The sequence below is a fragment of the Asaia krungthepensis NRIC 0535 genome (assembly GCF_025995175.1).
GTDB lineage: Bacteria > Pseudomonadota > Alphaproteobacteria > Acetobacterales > Acetobacteraceae > Asaia > Asaia krungthepensis.
Map to the genome: position 1 here is coordinate 1 of NZ_BAPV01000037.1, position 16,177 is coordinate 16,177.

At 57.0% G+C, this 16,177-nt stretch carries 12 protein-coding genes and 3 pseudogenes; 5 read left to right on the plus strand and 10 right to left on the minus strand.

Features of this window, described 5'->3' with window-relative positions; translation table 11 throughout:
- The 3 genes from AA0535_RS10995 to AA0535_RS11005 form a co-directional block, all read right to left on the minus strand.
- A partial coding sequence (locus AA0535_RS10995) for an HlyD family secretion protein (protein ID WP_264816192.1) occupies positions 1-481 on the minus strand: 481 nt, incomplete at its 3' end.
- 59 nt (positions 482-540) lie between these two features.
- A complete protein-coding gene (locus AA0535_RS11000) occupies positions 541-702 on the minus strand; it encodes a hypothetical protein (protein ID WP_264816195.1) in 162 nt (53 codons plus the stop codon).
- A gap of 32 nt (positions 703-734) precedes the next feature.
- Positions 735-2,375 (minus strand): MFS transporter, encoded by a 1,641-nt coding sequence (locus AA0535_RS11005; protein ID WP_373319329.1) that lies wholly within the window; start codon positions 2,373-2,375, stop codon positions 735-737.
- Positions 2,376-2,619: 244 nt separating this feature from the next.
- Between AA0535_RS11005 and AA0535_RS11010 the strand changes: the two genes are divergently transcribed.
- Positions 2,620-3,561, plus strand: coding sequence for a LysR family transcriptional regulator (locus AA0535_RS11010; protein WP_264816199.1), 942 nt, complete (start codon positions 2,620-2,622; stop codon positions 3,559-3,561).
- Positions 3,562-3,587: 26 nt separating this feature from the next.
- On the opposite strand, the gene AA0535_RS11015 is transcribed toward AA0535_RS11010, so the two are convergent.
- The 5 genes from AA0535_RS11015 to AA0535_RS11035 all read right to left on the minus strand — a co-directional run bounded on the left by AA0535_RS11015 (position 3,588) and on the right by AA0535_RS11035 (position 12,244).
- Complete coding sequence (locus AA0535_RS11015) at positions 3,588-4,361, minus strand: FadR/GntR family transcriptional regulator (protein ID WP_264816201.1); 774 nt, start codon at positions 4,359-4,361, stop codon at positions 3,588-3,590.
- A 229-nt stretch (positions 4,362-4,590) separates the two neighbouring features.
- Positions 4,591-6,102, minus strand: coding sequence for a hypothetical protein (locus AA0535_RS11020; protein WP_264816203.1), 1,512 nt, complete (start codon positions 6,100-6,102; stop codon positions 4,591-4,593).
- A gap of 81 nt (positions 6,103-6,183) precedes the next feature.
- A complete protein-coding gene (locus AA0535_RS11025; protein WP_264816205.1) occupies positions 6,184-7,563 on the minus strand; it encodes a hypothetical protein in 1,380 nt (459 codons plus the stop codon).
- Positions 7,553-10,009, minus strand: coding sequence for an ACP S-malonyltransferase (locus tag AA0535_RS11030; RefSeq protein WP_264816207.1), 2,457 nt, complete (start codon positions 10,007-10,009; stop codon positions 7,553-7,555). The genes AA0535_RS11025 and AA0535_RS11030 overlap by 11 nt, the downstream gene beginning before the upstream one ends.
- Before the next feature lie 1,389 nt (positions 10,010-11,398).
- The gene (locus AA0535_RS11035; protein WP_264816210.1) at positions 11,399-12,244 is read right to left on the minus strand and encodes an NAD(P)H-dependent oxidoreductase; all 846 of its coding nucleotides are present in this window, start codon (positions 12,242-12,244) and stop codon (positions 11,399-11,401) included.
- A 76-nt stretch (positions 12,245-12,320) separates the two neighbouring features.
- Here AA0535_RS11035 and AA0535_RS11040 point away from each other — a divergent pair, with 76 nt between their 5' ends.
- Together AA0535_RS11040 and AA0535_RS11045 are read left to right on the plus strand one after the other, a co-directional pair.
- On the plus strand, positions 12,321-13,259 hold the full coding sequence (locus AA0535_RS11040) for a LysR family transcriptional regulator (RefSeq protein WP_264816213.1): 939 nt from the start codon (positions 12,321-12,323) through the stop codon (positions 13,257-13,259).
- 288 nt (positions 13,260-13,547) lie between these two features.
- Positions 13,548-14,748: pseudogene (locus tag AA0535_RS11045) on the plus strand (IS3 family transposase).
- On the opposite strand, the gene AA0535_RS15805 reads toward AA0535_RS11045, so the two are convergent.
- Positions 14,664-15,068 carry a transposase gene (locus tag AA0535_RS15805; protein WP_373319326.1) on the minus strand — a complete coding sequence of 135 codons (405 nt, stop codon included), beginning with the start codon at positions 15,066-15,068 and terminating at the stop codon, positions 14,664-14,666. The pseudogene AA0535_RS11045 and the gene AA0535_RS15805 sit on opposite strands and share 85 nt — an antisense overlap.
- Before the next feature lie 2 nt (positions 15,069-15,070).
- On the opposite strand from AA0535_RS15805, the pseudogene AA0535_RS11050 reads away from it, so the two are divergent.
- Positions 15,071-15,238, plus strand: a pseudogene (locus AA0535_RS11050) (IS481 family transposase); the annotation flags it as partial.
- A 59-nt stretch (positions 15,239-15,297) separates the two neighbouring features.
- Here AA0535_RS11050 and AA0535_RS11055 read toward each other — a convergent pair.
- Positions 15,298-15,909 (minus strand): M23 family metallopeptidase, encoded by a 612-nt coding sequence (locus AA0535_RS11055; protein ID WP_264816216.1) that lies wholly within the window; start codon positions 15,907-15,909, stop codon positions 15,298-15,300.
- A 130-nt stretch (positions 15,910-16,039) separates the two neighbouring features.
- Here AA0535_RS11055 and AA0535_RS11060 point away from each other — a divergent pair.
- A pseudogene (locus tag AA0535_RS11060) lies at positions 16,040-16,177 on the plus strand (IS3 family transposase); the annotation flags it as partial.

The following is a 16,177-nucleotide window of genomic DNA, read 5'->3' on the forward strand; positions in this document are numbered from 1 at the left end:
GGCGGGTCTGTGCGGCCGTGTGCTGGCGCTGCTCGGTCGAGCCGGCGCCCCCTGCGGCCAGCGTGCGGTAGCGCGCCTCGTCCTGCTGGGCGAAAGTAAGTGCGGCGTCGTCGGACTGCACCGCCGCGCGCGCGGCGAAGATCAGCGCATCCTGCCGCGAAAATTCGGCCTGCAGGTTCACAACGTCCGCCCGCGCGGCGGCAACGTTGCCCTGCGCCACCTTAAGGCCTGCGCGATAGTCGTCATCCTCTATATGGGCCAGCACCTCCCCCTTGCGGACGCGCTCGTTGTCCTGCGCCATCACGGCATCGACGCGTCCGCCAACCTTGGGAGCGACGACGGAGGAATAGGCCGACACGTAGGCGTCATTCGTCTCGACGTTGACGCCGTCTCCGAGCACGAGCCGATCGCCGCCCCAGGCCGCCGCTCCTAGCACCACGACGCCGGCTACCAGCAGCAAGACCTTCGTTGTTGCGTTCATGAATACTCCCTCTGGCGGCCCCGCTGGCCGCATCGTCTGTCGCGGATTGCGTGGGACCGTCAGGTCAGCTTCAGGTAGATCGTCACGACGAGGGCCACGAAGTAGCCCTCGATCCGGTCACGCAGCGTCCACCTCGGAGCTATCGAGCAGCCCGTATAATCCGATGATAGGATGTTTCGATGCTGCAGTCGGCGCGCATTCCGATACGAACTGGTCTTCATATTAGTCTCACATGACATACTGCCCGCCGCCGTCAGCGAGCAGGAGTGGTGGTGGAGAGCGCGCGGGGTGGATAGACCCGTTGCGGCAGAACCAGATTGAGGGCAAACAGGGCCGCGCAGACGCTGATCATGATCGTGTAGATGTCCGCACAGGCGAGAATGAGCGCCTGCTCCGATACCTCGCCGTGCAGCAGGACGATCATGTTCCAGTCAAGTCGGGCTGGATCGGCGATGTGCGGCGCCAGAAGCGCATGCGCCGGGTCGCCCCAAGGCTGCAAACCGTTATGGTTGGTGCCGTAAGTGTCGAGCAGCATGGTGGAATGGAATTGCTCACGCCGGCGCAGCAACGCGGAAATGACGGCCGCCGCAATCGCGTTGGCCAGTCCTTTGGTCATGTTGAACATACCGGAGATGAACGGCCCGTCGGCCGGGCCCAACCCCATCGTTGCCAGCATCAGGATTGCGATGACCATCATGGGCTCACTGGCCACCTGCAGGAACTGCATGGCGTAGAAGTTCTCGCGGACCCAGTCGGCATCGATCCAGGTGCCCAGGAAATAAGACAGCCCTTGGATCGCAAGGCCCGCCATCAGCACATGACGGCAATCTACCCGGCGGATATTGCACAAGGCCGAGACCAGCGGCAGCGCCAGCACCTGCGGTACCGCCAGGATCAGCATGACCGGCGCGATCTGGATCGGGCGATAGCCGCGCACCTCTTCCAGATAGACTGTAGGAATTTCCGCTGTGACCGCGCCCAACACTAGAACCGCCGCTAATGTCAGCAACGCATCTGTCACGTTGCGCTGCTTGAGCAATTGGATTCGGAAAAATGGTACCGGATGGAACCATTCATTGACGATGAAGAGAGCGAAAAGAAATCCGCCGCCAAAGAACAGATGAATAATCAACGGCGAGCGAAACCAATCCAGCCGGTCCCCCTGTTCCAGCGCAATCACCAGCATGCAGATTGAAGGCAAGCCGGTGAGAAGGCCACGCCAGTCGAACTGACGGAAACGCTCAAGCCGGATCGGGTCCTGCGGGAGGCCCCATGCCACGCATATTATGGAAACGAGACATAGCGGCACGATCTGCCAGAACAGGAACGGCCAGCCGACATACTCGAACCAGAATCCCGCCAGCGGCGCGCCGCCCAGGTTCGGCCCGAAGGTCGCGGTTAGGGCATAGGCACCCAGGCCGTAGATCTTGATGTTGGGCGGCAGGAAGCGCAGCGCAACTGTCATCAGCATTGGCGGCAGACAGCCGCATGCCATCCCCTGCACGCAGCGCAGCAGCAAAAGCGATGTCAGGTTGGGCATGAAAGGGGCGATCATGCCGAGCGTGCCGACTAGCCCCGTCATCGCAATTGTTAGGCGGCGGATGGAGAACGTGACCGAGCACCATGGCGCGAACGCCATAGCGGCAATGTTGAACGCCTCGAACAGGGCCGTGAACCAGGTTCCCTCGTCGTGCCCCAGATGAAACGCGCCTCTTATATCAGCGAGCCCCGCCTCTGTTGTGTGCTCGTTCAAGCCCGCCAGCAGGACCGCCAGCAGCACGCCCGCCAGCCCTGTGGCCAGGCGCGGACCGAACACCGCAGCCTTAGGGGGCGTTTCGGCACGGATAGGCATGCGGATCAATTCCGTCGCGCCGCCGGCTAACGGCCATGCCATACTATCTGCGTGGTCCATGGGACACCTCGCCGCGGGATCATTGAAGAGTGCTTGTGACTTTGGAGAAACATCCCATCTTTGTGAACACTCAATTATGAAATCGTCGCTAAGCAAATATGGAATAAGGCGGTATCAGATATCGATTGCGACAGGGCGAAGTGTCTGCCAGCTTGTCCGGAAACAACGCAACAAAGATACAACTTAATTCATCCTATGATCGGATCTTTAAGCAGGGGAATACTCGATGGGGAACATAACAAGCGGCTACGACCTCAATCTCCTGAAGGCGATGAACGCTTTAGTCGAAGAAGCGAGCGTCACTGGGGCAGCCGCGAGATTACAGGTGAGTGCCGCAACCATGAGCCGCACGTTGTCGCGTCTGCGCGAGACATTTCGAGATGCCATTCTGGTGCAGTCAGGTCGTCATATGGTGCCGACACCACGCGCCCTGCAGATGCAGCCGCGAGTCAATCAGATCCTCGCTGCTATCGGTGACCTCTATCACCCGCGCCGTGAACTAGATTTCACGGGCTTGGCGCCGATTTTCCGTATCCGGGCCGCTGACGTGGTGATCGGTCCATATGCCGAGGCGCTGCTTCGTGCGTTGCGCGTCGATTGTCCCGCCACCACATTGATTTTCACAGCAGAGTCCAGCAGCGACGATAGCGATTTTTTGCGTCAGGAAGGGATAGATCTCTATATTGGAGCCACAGCGTTCCTGCGGCCTGAGATCATGCGGCGGAATTTGTTCGAGACCCGATTTCGCGGCGTAGTACGGGCTGGCCATCCCCTTCTGTTGGGCGACATCACACCTCAGACCCTGGTGACTTACGATCACATTGCCGTCTCACGCCGGGGGCGACGACGGGGACCGATCGACGAGATACTCGCGGATCAATATGGCTTGACACGCAACGTCGCTCTTTTACTCACTTCTTTCTATGCTGCGCTTCAAGGTCTATCGCAGACCGATCTCGTTCTCTCAGTGCCCGATATCGTCATCGACGCCTCACGACTCGATCGTTTGGGACTTTTCGCTTTTCCATTGCCGATCGAGCTTGATCCCGTAACTATTTTTCAAGCTTGGCATCCTCGGCACGAGAACGACCTGATTCATCAGTGGCTGCGACGCACTGTGATGCAGGTCATGTGTCGAAGTCACGTTGCGAGAGAGTCAACAGTCTAGGTAATAAACACGCGAGTGGCGCTGGTTTAACGCCCCTGCTTAGATATCCCAGAAATGTTGCGCTCGGATATAGGTATGTCTGGAACTCTATGGTCAAGACTGAAGGCATCTATCAGCGGATGAAGGATTGCAAGTGCGGCGTGTGCTGCCTGGATGGGATCACCAGCTTTGATCGCGTGGTAAAGGTCGTCGTGAAGCGATAAACTTGGCTCTGTAACGCCGTGTTCGACCATCGCCGCGCGCGCAGCATCACGGGCGGTGCCAAGGAAATACCGATAGAGCTCAATCAGGGCTCGATTTCGGCTGGTCTCTGCAATTGCACAGTGAAAGGCCGAATCTCGCTCAAGAAACATGTCAACACTCTGGCCTTCAACCCAGTGCCCTCGGGCAACGAGCCGTGACTTGATCCGTTTCAGGTCAGTTGTTGTGCGTCGTAGGGCCGCGAGTCTGGCCGCCTCCACTTCTAACATAGCCCGCAATTCAAAATGCTCACGCAGACTCGACCTACGTAACGTCCGCATCATCACAGCAGGGTCATCCAGGGAACGCACATAAGTACCGTCCCCCTGCCTGACTTCAAGAATACCTGCGTGGGACAGTACTCGAATAGCTTCGCGCACTGTATTGCGCCCAACCTGTAGTAGCTCGCTGAGCTCTCCTTCGGTGGGAATTCTCTCACCGAGCTGCCATATTCCTGAGGTTATACGTTGATTCAAGGCGTCAAGGGCGGAGTCCACGAGAGACTGACGTCGGGTCGAGGTGAGGATAGGCATATGCGGTGCGAGAAAAACCTCAGACATTATCTTTCCAATCTTTCGTCGGACATTGTCCGACGAAGGTACTAGTCCACAGAATTGACAATTATCCGCCCTCTCTGCCAGACGCAGACGATCTCCGACAGAGGCGTGCAAGCGCTCGCTGCGTCTGAAGCTCCCAGTTCAAAAAGGTTTCGTTCCGAGATTGAATTTTGGCAGTGGTGACGCCTGCAAAATTATAGGATCTGAGGAGACAGATCGAGGGTGATATCAGTCACATCGATGAGACCCGTGCATGCAATCGTTGCCATCCCAATCGCTTGGCAAGATGATCAAACATGGGTGTGGTGTCGTTCTCCGCTCCACGCAAGCGCAATCCCAATCCGATCAGGGCATTCCCGAGCATCAGGATCCGACTGCCTTCAGCGTGACCCTCCGATGAGAACTGGTCGACAAGCCAGGAGAACGCAGAGACACCGCCATATGTTGGTCGTGGCTCGAACAGCTTTTCCGCCTCGCCCACCTCGCCCAAGGCGTTAAGATCATAGGCAAACGGATAGGCCCGGCTAATACGGTCGATCGGAGTGGCATCCATATACGCGAAGCAATCGGCAATGCGGTTGATCGCCCGATCGGAGATCGCATCGAGTTGGCCCGTGACCATCGCGGTCTCAACGATATAGGCATGTGACAAGCCGTTAAGGAAAAAGTTGGCACCGGGATCTACAACATCGAGAAAACGAACCAGATCGTCGACGATCACTCTCTCTGCGCCGATCTCTTCTGAAATCTTGCCAAGGTTATGCAAGGCGATGAGGTAATACAATCCTTGATGCATCTTCTCCGCTGGTTCCAGCTCAGCCCATAGCGGCCTTAGCTCGGCCAGCCGATCATGCCCCATCGTCGCATAGGATGTACGCCCCGAAACCGCGATCGCGTTCAGCATCGTTACACGCGGATAGATCTTGACATAGGCAGGCGAGATCGGCTGTGGGAAGCGCAGCGGAAAGTTGATCTCGTCATCTCGATCGACGTACTCCAGCACGTCCTTCATGAAATCGTGACCGTCGTCGAAAATCATCCCGTCCAGTCCGATCGCAGACAACACCGAAAACAGCATTGAGCAGCCACGCCCCCTGAAAAAGGGGGATGGAACCGTCTGGATCAGGCCTAGTGCCTCGCGGATATGATTGCAGCGGCCCGCAGTCAGTTTCTCTTGCAGCCCCACCTGCCCCATTCCGAGAAAGAGCGACGTATAGGCGAACAACTTCTCGTATTCACCGTGGTTGCCGGCATTCTCGTCCTTGATCTGGTCTGGTTGGATGCGATCGACCAATGCCAGCATCTCCTCGGCAAAATCGTACTCGGCGTTGATCAGCAACGCGATATCGAGATGCAGTTTGGCAAATGCGTCAAAAAGTATACCACCGCCGACGACAGCGTAATAAGGATTTTTCTCAGACCGGAGCGCATCCGTGAGTTTGCGGGTCGTCTTTACAAGCCGGTCGCTACTTACTCCGACGCCCGGATTAGACACATCAACTGCGAAATCCGCCAGGAGTAGCGCGAAACGTAGATAGCCCTCAGGCGCGGGAATTTTGCGAAGCAGGATATCGCGCGCTTGATGAACGAGGGATCCGAGACGCTCATTATAGTCGACGGGATACTGGCCGAGGGAGAGCCCGCGTACCATCCTGCTCCAGGGCGTGCAGATAACTCGAGATTCGGGAGCCAGAGCCGCCATGCCGAAGCGCGACAATGCGGAATTGGGCGTTGTGACCATCATATATTTCCTCCGAGGAGCCTCAGCGGCCGGCGAGTATGTCCGCCCGAGAACTTGGTCTTAGGTGAGCCGTCAATTCGTTAGTTACGCTTCCACCATGTCTGCTAACGCCGGTTCGGATAGAGACGATCCTCCGTAATCGGGTACGGGGACGCCTAGGAACCTCCGGCGCTTGCCCTCGAGCATTTCGAGTGCCCAGTTCAACCAGCGGACTCCCTCGCAGAAGATAGCGACCGGGCGCCGCTGCACGAGATACGAGTCGACCAAGCTGCCGTCGAGTTCCATCTGGAAATGGAATGGCGGCATGGCGGTGAAATGAGCTCCCATCATGAAAACAAACCGGACCAGCCAGTGCGGATCCTCGGCAACAGCGGCGGATTGGGGATTGTCGAGGTCATAGAGTTTGCGCATCACCGGCGCGAAGTAACGCTCCATCCCCGTAACATCAGGACGTTCGTCGACATCAATGTTGCGCTCGGTCAGATCCTCGACCCTATAGGAGCGCTCATACGGATTACCCGGTTCATACCGAATTTCGACCTCTGGTGAGCGTCCCTCCCCGACCGAGACTGAAAGATCGAAGCGCTCGTGATGCACTTCGTCGTAGTGACCGAGCGAATTGTGCCAAGGCTTGTTGTCGTACATCGGGTCGTCGCGCGTCTCAGCGCCTTCGCTGTTGAAACCGATCGCCCGCGGATCGAGGAACCGCAAATCGATCGAGGCTGCCGTAATCGCGTCTAGCGCGGCCTCGATATCTGCCGCCGGTGCGCTTGCCTCAATCAGCGCCTGAGCACGGACCAAGGGTGCTACGTCATTGATCTTGATATTTTCGGTATTGGTGTCACCCATGACGAGGGCATGGAAGTGTGGCTCGAGCATGTCGCAATAGGCCTTGTTTCCTCGCAGGATGCTCAGGATTGTCCGGAAGTTTCGGTAGCGTACCCCGTTGATAATAATGTGGCTCGTATCCAACAGCTTGTCGTTGAAAGTGTCTGGCGCTGTGCTGCGGCATAGATCAAGGCGGTCCTCGATCTTACGGAAATAGGAGGTCTCCAGGGTATTGCCAGGAGACCTTACACGCCGAAGGCTGTGCACGTCATTGCGCAGCACAAGAGCGATTTGCTCGTAGATGCGGGCTATAATCGCAGGCGGCGGGCTGCAACGCTCGACATAGCGGCTGACCTCCTCTCCCGGTACGAAACTCATCTCATAAATTAGCTCCTTGAAGGTGAGCCGGTCCGTTTCCTTGAGATAATGGGTCGGCACCTGAATCTCGCGCTCAAGGATATCAAACACGTGCGGAAAGTAGCGCCGTGCCGGGTCCGGCAGGGCCTGTAGGTACTCAGCCTGCCGCTTGGCCTTGGTGAAGGGCGGCAGCATGACGCCGGTCCCCTCTGGATTCCAGCCGACTGCTATCAGGGCTTCGCTTAGGATCTTTCGAACGATGACATTTTCATGCTGCATGGTGGTCCTCCGCGGTGACGAACATGGTCATGGATTCACTACCGCCCTTTCCAAAACCCAAGACGCGCTCACCAAGTTTGACGTAGGAAAAAACCGTACTGCTAAGAATCTTCCGGCCGCGCGCGAAATGCAGAACACGCTGGTTGTCGCTGGTAAGGGACGAGACACATCCGTGTTCCAAAGATTCAAGGGATGCATTATGGCTGCGTTGAGCAATCTGCTCCGCCGAAGACACGACGGTTACCGCGCTGCCATAAGGCGCCGTGTCGAATATTCCCTCGCCGGGATCCGCGCCCAGGCAAACAATCTGGACATCGCCGTTGAGACGAAGCGAACAGCGCCGTTGTTCAGCAAGGGGCAGTTCGAACAGGCCCCGCGTAGCGGACGCGATATCCTTGGCCGCCGTCATCGGTACGCCAGCCGCCGAGACAAGCGGGGCCGAAGCTTCCCGAAGCCGCCCTAGAACGTTATTATGTCCGGTATTGAGCGCTGCGTCCACCAGGGTGGCGCCACCCAAGTAATTAGAATACAGCGTCACGGCGTCTTTGGGATCCAGCGCATCCGCGGCACAGAGCGCTACGCACCATCCCAATACGTCGCAGCTCGCGAAATAATAGTCGTGTGAAAGGAAAATCGCCGGACGTTCCGCTCGCAAAAGGATCAACAGTGCGAGCTGATGAAGGATCTGAAACGTCGCAACCACCTGCGGGGATATCACCGCGGCCCGACCCGGCCCCGCCCCATCTTCAATGACGTCAAACGACAGCGCGGAGGTGAACCTTTCATAGAGCGCTGCGACCTCTTTGTGATGTTCAGCCATACGTCGGGCACTGCGGATCAAGTCAAGCACTGGAGCGTTGTCTAGACGGCTAAAATGGAAGACCAGCGCTTCCGGCGTCCAGCGACTGGCGGAACACCGGGCCGTCACCGACCCATCCGGCTTGAGGACCTTAATCTCCGTGGTCACCCGCCCCAGCGTATGGCTGTCACCCACGACACTTTTCTTCGCTTGCACCTGAAGCGCAAGTTCGCCACCCGCAAGGTCGAGATCGTCGCGCGCGGCGGAGGTGTGTTGGTAGATTTCTAAAAACCGTCGCAGAGAGGGCGATAAAGAACTCGGGGCAGTCACTTGAAAGTCAGCAATCATACGTGTGAATTCCCGGAGCATGAATTCTCGGACCACGGGATAGCGTGTTGGCACGCCGAACATTCGCCTCAACACGGCCAAATCACCGTCCTGGAGATGTGTCCTCCCATCAGTATCCCGCGCTGTCACGCAGCCAACCTGCTGCAGCAGCGTTGCGGCCGCCACGAGGGCGTCCGTATCCTCCTGTCCGCCGGCATAGGCGATCGCCGGCAGAGTGAGGCCGTTATCGACCAGAAGCTGGACCGATTTGCGGCCCTGCCCTAGTTCCAGCACGATATTGCCGCCGACATGCTCGCAATTGTCGGCGGTCCAGCGCGATTCCATGACGCAATCGATGATAGATAAAATAGCATCGCGCACGTCTGCAGCCTGATGGACGATGCGATTGGTATGATTGCAGATCAGCGGCGTGTGCGCATTCCGGAACCGTATGTCTTCGCTGTCCATCATTCGAGCGAATGCTTCCCGGACCGGCGCCATGCGCGCGGCATGGGCCATGAAGCGCGTCGGCTCTTTTAACTCTGTCACCGCGACGTCCGCGAAGTTGCGCATGAAGAGCCCGAAGCTTTCCCTTGCACCCGTCCGAACATAGACATTCGCTTGATTCGCGGCGTAGGTTTTGTGCAGTTCCACGTCGGACACGTCATAGATATCGCCGATCCCCACCAGGACGCGACTCACCGCGTCCGGATGACCCGTCAGCGCCATAACATGGGCGGGTTGAAGCACAAGAGGTTCCGTGACGCCAACAGCGGCCAGCATTTCGGCGACACGCACCTGCAAGGCCGACCGCGATGACACGCCCTCAGCGCCGACGAGGATGAACGGGGCCAGCGCATGGGCAAGTTTGGTGCCGTCGGCCAGTGACAAGGCGCCCGCGGCGACTGCTGCAGTGATAATGCCAAAGCTTTCGCCAGTGAACGACACAAAATGGATGTCCGTCCCGTTTCGCCGCACGACATCGACGAGATAGCGGTGCAAGGCGATCCCGTGAACCAACAGCGCGGCACCCAGGAATGCCTGTCGCTCTATCCGATCATCTGGAATATTCGAATCCCGCAAGACGAGGCACTCAGGATCACAGCCCAAAGCTGCCCCTGCTTCCGAGAAGACTTGCCGAACAACAGGCACGCCACACTCGAACAAATCACGTTCGAGTTCGCGATACGCCGCGCGACTGCCTAGTCCGGGGAAGAAACCGACTGGCCTCACCGCGGTGAGGCCAAGCGCAGGCGTCTGCTCAACTGAGTGGCCTTCAATAGTGGTTTCACGGTCTTCATTTTTCGGACTGCTGCTCATTGGCACTAACCTCTTCGGAAAACAGTCTTTTGATATCGGTGCGTCCGACGGTGTTCTTCGCGTTCACTGCAATGGGCGGGTGATGAACTGAGCCCTCATTCCCAAGGCTCTGACTAGAGTGACGCAAATCAGATCTGAACGGATGGAGCCGTCGGCGACGCCCATTCTTGCAATTCATCCCATGTTTGAGTCAACGACTTATTTGGTCGTTCGCTTCATAAGCTGATTTTGATTATGGAAGTATTGGCCTGGTAGGAAGGATACTCGAACCTTCTTGCAAGGCGAGCGGGCTACAGACATGCTGCACGGCTAGGGAACGCTTGCGTCCGATCAAAACAACTGTCTCGCAGGAAATCTATCCCGCTCCTTCGTGACGAACGAGGGTTTGACGCGGCGTCATGGTCGACGGCGCAGGCTACCCTCAATCAGGCAACCTTGGACGTCGTCAAAAACAAGGCCAAAGTTACGATCTAAAATCTCTCCAATGCAACGATTATCATCAGCGAGAGCTTGATATCCGTCTGATCCGCTTGGTAGGAAATTAATGCAGAGGCGGATCAGATTATGTTCGCCCGATCGGTATGTTCATAGCTCTGAACGGAAGCAGGCATTTTGGCCGGAGATGTGCTAGTCAGCCATTTATTAAGCCGTCTCCCGACAACCAGTACGTTGCAAGGCGAAGCCCCCGGCACGCCAAAAAAACGCTATGGGCCGACAAACCACCATGGGTGTTCAAACGAGTATTGAACGGCGCAGCAATGGTTGTTGTCTTCGCTTCGAATGATTGGTTGGTCCTACTCACGCGTGACATCCGCATCCCTTCACGGTCACGTACGTCCGCCACATACAGCACTCGACTATTGCAGTATGAGGTCAACCCATCTGTTCGGACAGTGTTGTGGTCCTGCTATGCGATCTATGGATACGGTCGTTTGGCCCGTTTCGTTGCTGCTGACGTATCATGACCCTTCTCATCGGGCATTCCTCCAGCCTGCGGTTGCTCTCGTTTTCGCTGATGCACGTTTCTGAACCGAGGTGTCGTAAATTGTGAGCCCGTGTCCGTATCGAAGATCTTCGGTGCGTCGTAGCGGATCAGAGACTTCCAGTGCGTCTCAATGCGAAATTCGTCAGCCATTGTGTGCGAAAGTCGCCAGTACACCACCATGCGGGTTGCCTGGGTATGATCGCCATTAGGCAAAGAGATCCCTTTTGCGTCGAGATACAGGCAATATCCCAGCGCCACACCTAGTCCATCTGGTTGATCTCCATATTCCGCGATGGATATGGAGACGTCCGATGCGCAGAATGGGGTACAGGCGCACTCGACTACTGGTAGATCTTTTTTCCGCCTGTCCGCGCCAGGAGACGACGTGCTTACTTGCGTTGAGCTCAAATGTAGCTGGCTACTTCGGCAGTATCCGTTTGGGACGCACCGAGATCCTCATTGGGATCTCCAGGCTGCACCAGATGGATCCGCACACCTGTCTCATCACCACCAAGACCGGGCTTGAGCACTTGCTGGCCGTCGTAGTGGCCGCCATTTTGAGTGCGATACGGGATCGGCGTGTCGGTGAAGAGATTTTCCATCCGGACCTTGAAGGCGGCGGCGACTTCGAGCCAACGCTCTTTCGACATGCGGTCACTTTGATAAACCGGGAAGGGCTCCATGACCGCCATACCCGGATAAAAGAGCTGCCCATGCTGAATGGGCCACAGGATCTCATCCAGACGGCCATTCACGCCGCGTTCACTATAGTGCGGCTCGCGACCCCCGATGTTGACGACAACCATCGCCCGCCGCCCGGCTAGCGTCCCTTCGCCGAAGCGGTCACCCCAGCGCTCTCCACCGTGCTGACCGACACCGTAGGCGAAGCCAAGCGCATAGACGCGCTCGACCCAGCCTTTCAGGATCGCTGGCGCGCTGTACCACCACAGCGGGAAGGTGAGGATAACCGCATCCGCCCACAGTAGCTTCTGTTGCTCGGCCACGACGTCAGCGGGCTGCGTGCCCGTTGCAAAGGCGTTACCCGATTCAGATGCATAATGCAGCCTGTCGGCGTTCTTACGCGTTGGGAAATCAGCTGCGTCGGCGACAGCCTTCCAGTGCATGGCATACAGGTCAGAAACCTCGACCTGATGGCCCTGCGCGGTCAAGGTCTCAACAGCCAGATTCTTCAAGGAACTCGTGAGCGACTGGGCTTCGGAATGGGCATGGACAATCAGAACGTTGCTCATACGGCGATCCTGAACAAGAAGTGGAAGAGGCGGCTTTCGACCGTTCGCCTCGAATCTATGAGCCTGCTCGGCATTCTTGAAATCAAATATTCTATGTGCTGGTATCCACGGCATGGATACGAGCCGGCTCGACTTTAATCTGCTTGTTACTCTCGACACGCTGCTGGCCGAGAGAAATGTCACCCGTGCTGCTCGGCGATTGAATATGAGCCAGCCCGCACTGTCGACGCGCTTGGCACGCTTACGCGACATCTTCGACGATCCGCTGCTAATTCCGACGCAACGCGGGATGGTGCCGACACAGAATGCGCTGGAATTACAGCCGCGTTTACACGTGGCACTCGAAGCCGTCCGCCAAGTCGTGGCAACAGACTCTGCATTTGATCCATCCCGCGCAAAGGGCACCATCCGTATTGCAGCCAGCGATTACACGCAAAGCGCTTTGCTCCTGCCACTGGTCCATATCTTACGGCGCGAAGCGCCTGGTCTTCGTATTGCGTGGCTTAACCTCGACCTCACGGCCCTGCACAGCCAGATGGAGCGCGGAGTGGTTGATCTCGCCATAGACCGCCCGCAAGTGGTGCCAGGGCAGTTGCGGATGCGTGCGTTTTGTCGTGAAGAATATGTTCTAATCGCGCGAAACGGGCACCCTCATATCAAAGGCACTATCGATCTCGACCTGTTTTGCTGTCTTGATCACATCATCGTATCACCCGACGGGGGGGGCTTCGCCGGACCCACCGATACTGTTCTCGAAGCTATGGGCCGCTCACGACGTGTTGTGCTCTCCACCCCGGGCTTCCTTATCGTTCCCCGGATCGTCGTGAACTCTGATATGATCGCAGTCGTGCCAGCGCGAATTGTCCGTGAGGAAAGAGGGCGGCTGCAGGTTCTCAATCCGCCGATCGGTGTGCCAGGTTTCGAACTAGCGTTGCTTTGGCATGACCGAACTACGACGCATCCGGTGCAGCGATGGGTGAGAGAGCGATTAGGCCTGCTCGTTGAAAACATCTAGGCAAGAGTGTTCTAACTCTTGAGCGACACCGGTAGCAGCTCGATTTGAAACGGTCGCTATGCCATCTTCTCCCCGGGCTATCTAGGGCCTGTTTGACTCAGGACCCATTGAATTTTGTAAGTAATTTTGATTCAGGCTGTGCAAGGAGACTGAAGAGGTGCTGTCACATTAACTGCGGCGTGATAGAACTCCGTGATGAGCGCGACTTCTGTGAACTACAAACGGCACCGCTTTCCACGTGAATGTGACCGTTTTGAAGTAGAGTCCGATCGAGAAGGATACGGACGAATGAAGCGCAGTCGATTTTTGGAAGAGCAGATCATAGGCATTCTGAAGGAGCGGAAAGCGGGTCAGAAGGTTGCGGATCTGTGCCGTAAGCATGGCATCAGCGATGCGACGTTTTACAAATGGAAGACCCGTTACGGCGGGCTTGAGGTTTCCGAGGCAAAACGGCGCAGGACGCTGGAGGATGAGAATGGTCGCCTCAAGCGGTTGCTGGCGGATGCCATGCTGGACAACACGACGCTGAAGGAAATCGTAGAAGAAAAGTGGCGACACCTGCCGACAAACGGCAGGCGCTCCGACACATCCGGGAAGGTTTCGCCCTGAGCGAGCGACGTGCGTGCGGACTGGTGGGCGTGGCTCGCCGCGTTTTTCGCTATGCCTCTACGCGGCCTGAAGATGCGGACCTGCGCCGACTTCTGCGCGAACTGGCGGCCGAGCGTGGCCGGTTTGGCTATCGCCGGCTGGGTTATCTTCTGGCGCGGGATGGCCTTGCTCGCAACCTCAAGAAACTGTTGTGGATCTATCGGGAAGAAGGCCTGAAAGTCAGTGCAAGAGGCGGTCGGAAACGGGCACCGGGGACGCGGGTGTCGATGACGCTTCCACAGGCCACCGGTCAGCGCTGGAACCTGGATTTTGTTACAGATGCTCTGATCTGCGGTCGTCGGTTCCGCATTCCGGCTTTCATCGATGATTTCAGCCGGGAATGCCTCTGTCTGGGGCCGATACGTCCTTGTCCGGTGGACGGGTCGCGCGGGAATTGGCTGTGCTGATCAAGCGTCATGGCAAACCCCTCATGATTGTCAGCGACAACGGGACGGAGTTCACGTCACATGCCATTCTGAAATTGACCGAGACGACAGGGATCGAATGGCACTACATAGCGCTTGGAAAGCCTCAAGAGAACGGCTTCGTCGAAAGCGTCAACGGCAGGTTACGGGACGAATGCCTCAACGAAACCCTGTTCACATTGCTGGCACACGCCCGGGAGGTTCTTGCTGCCTGGCAGCACGACTACAACACCGTGCGCCCACACTCGCAGCTCGGTGGCAAGACGCCCGATCAGATCGCCGGGCAACGCTCCTGGGGGCATGCCCCAGAAGCGTTGCCATCACATCACAATCAGCCCATAAAAGCAGGGAACTCTCCTTTTGAGCAGATACAAAAGAGGAGTACGTCAAGTTCTATCACGTCGCAGTTAACGTGACAGCACCGACTAGACGGCTGGGCTGGGGGTGGCTCCGTGACGGGTTCGGCCGACAGAAAACAGACTTCCGACGGGGCTGGCACGGCTCGCCGACGTCGACGGAACCAGGTGCGCCACTGAAAAAGATGCTGCCGCGCGACGTCATGCCGCTGGGCTACGTCGGCCACACTCGCCCCGTCAATCCCGACCTCTGCCAGGATCTGTAGCTTCTGTTCGTCCGTCCAGCGGCGTCGTCGCCCGAAACCAACCAGGATCTCCGCCCGCATCGTCATCACCCGCAAGAGCAACTTCAGTATTGACGTCAATAACGACCAACTCATACCAACTCCGCCAGCATCTAGGTGACTTTGTCGCAGCCTACAATTTCGCCTGCCGGCTGAAAACGCTTCGGGGTCTCACGCCCTACGAATTCATTTGCCAGTAATGGCAACACGAGCCATTAAGGTCCACGCAAAATCCGCACCATCAAACCCCTGGACCAAGCATCTAGGCAGGCTTCGAGAAACTCGCCATCTCTCGAGCATTCTATTGACTAGGCGAGAACCATCATCACTGGTTTGCAAATATTTTTTTTTCAGCTTTCTGGTCCCACCGTATCTGCAACGGCGTAACGCCACGGTATGCGCCAACGTGAATATGGGGTGCTCTCGCAAAGCCGTTATTACCGTCAAGAGCTACGATCTGGCCTGCGGTGACTTGATCGCCGACTTTGACACGAATATCTGTGACATGCGCATACACAACGACGACATCATCAGGCCGCTTAAAGGCAATAAAACTAGGCAAGGCAGGCTGCATATTCCCCGGTGTATTTGTTAGTGGATTGCTATATATCCCAACCACCTTACCGGTTATTGGGGAGAGTACGGGAGCATGCCACCCGTACCAATCTGGATTCTGCTTTCCATCAGATTTAAAAAGCCTAAAATATCCTGAATCTTCATCAGCAAACCCGCCTAAAACCAAACAGTCCGTGCCCAGAGCATCTCCCAGCTCTGTTACCTCGCCCTCAGGATGATCTGCGCAAATGAAGCGGCGATTGAACAACGGAGAGATCATGACTGATTCGATAGCTGCTCCTGGAGCAAGAATTGCTTTTCCAAGTAAGTTGGGGGCACCAGGGAACTTAGGAACGGGCATTGCGGCCGCGGTCACTGCCATCACGAGACTCGTGATATAAATCAGCGATGACAGCCTCAAGTAACAGTACAATCTCATATCCTCATCACCTTATAAAGAGTTATGATCCTGCCCCGAGCTTAGCAACGTATTCAAGTTAGGGTAAGCGCGTTACAGCGGGAAGCGGCCGCATTCGACATTGGCGGGACGATCGCCCGACGAGGCATATCAGGACGCACTGACGCCACTGGGTTCGGGATTAGCCCCGAACCCAGTGGCCAACAGCAACGCCGTCAAACAGGCGGCATAA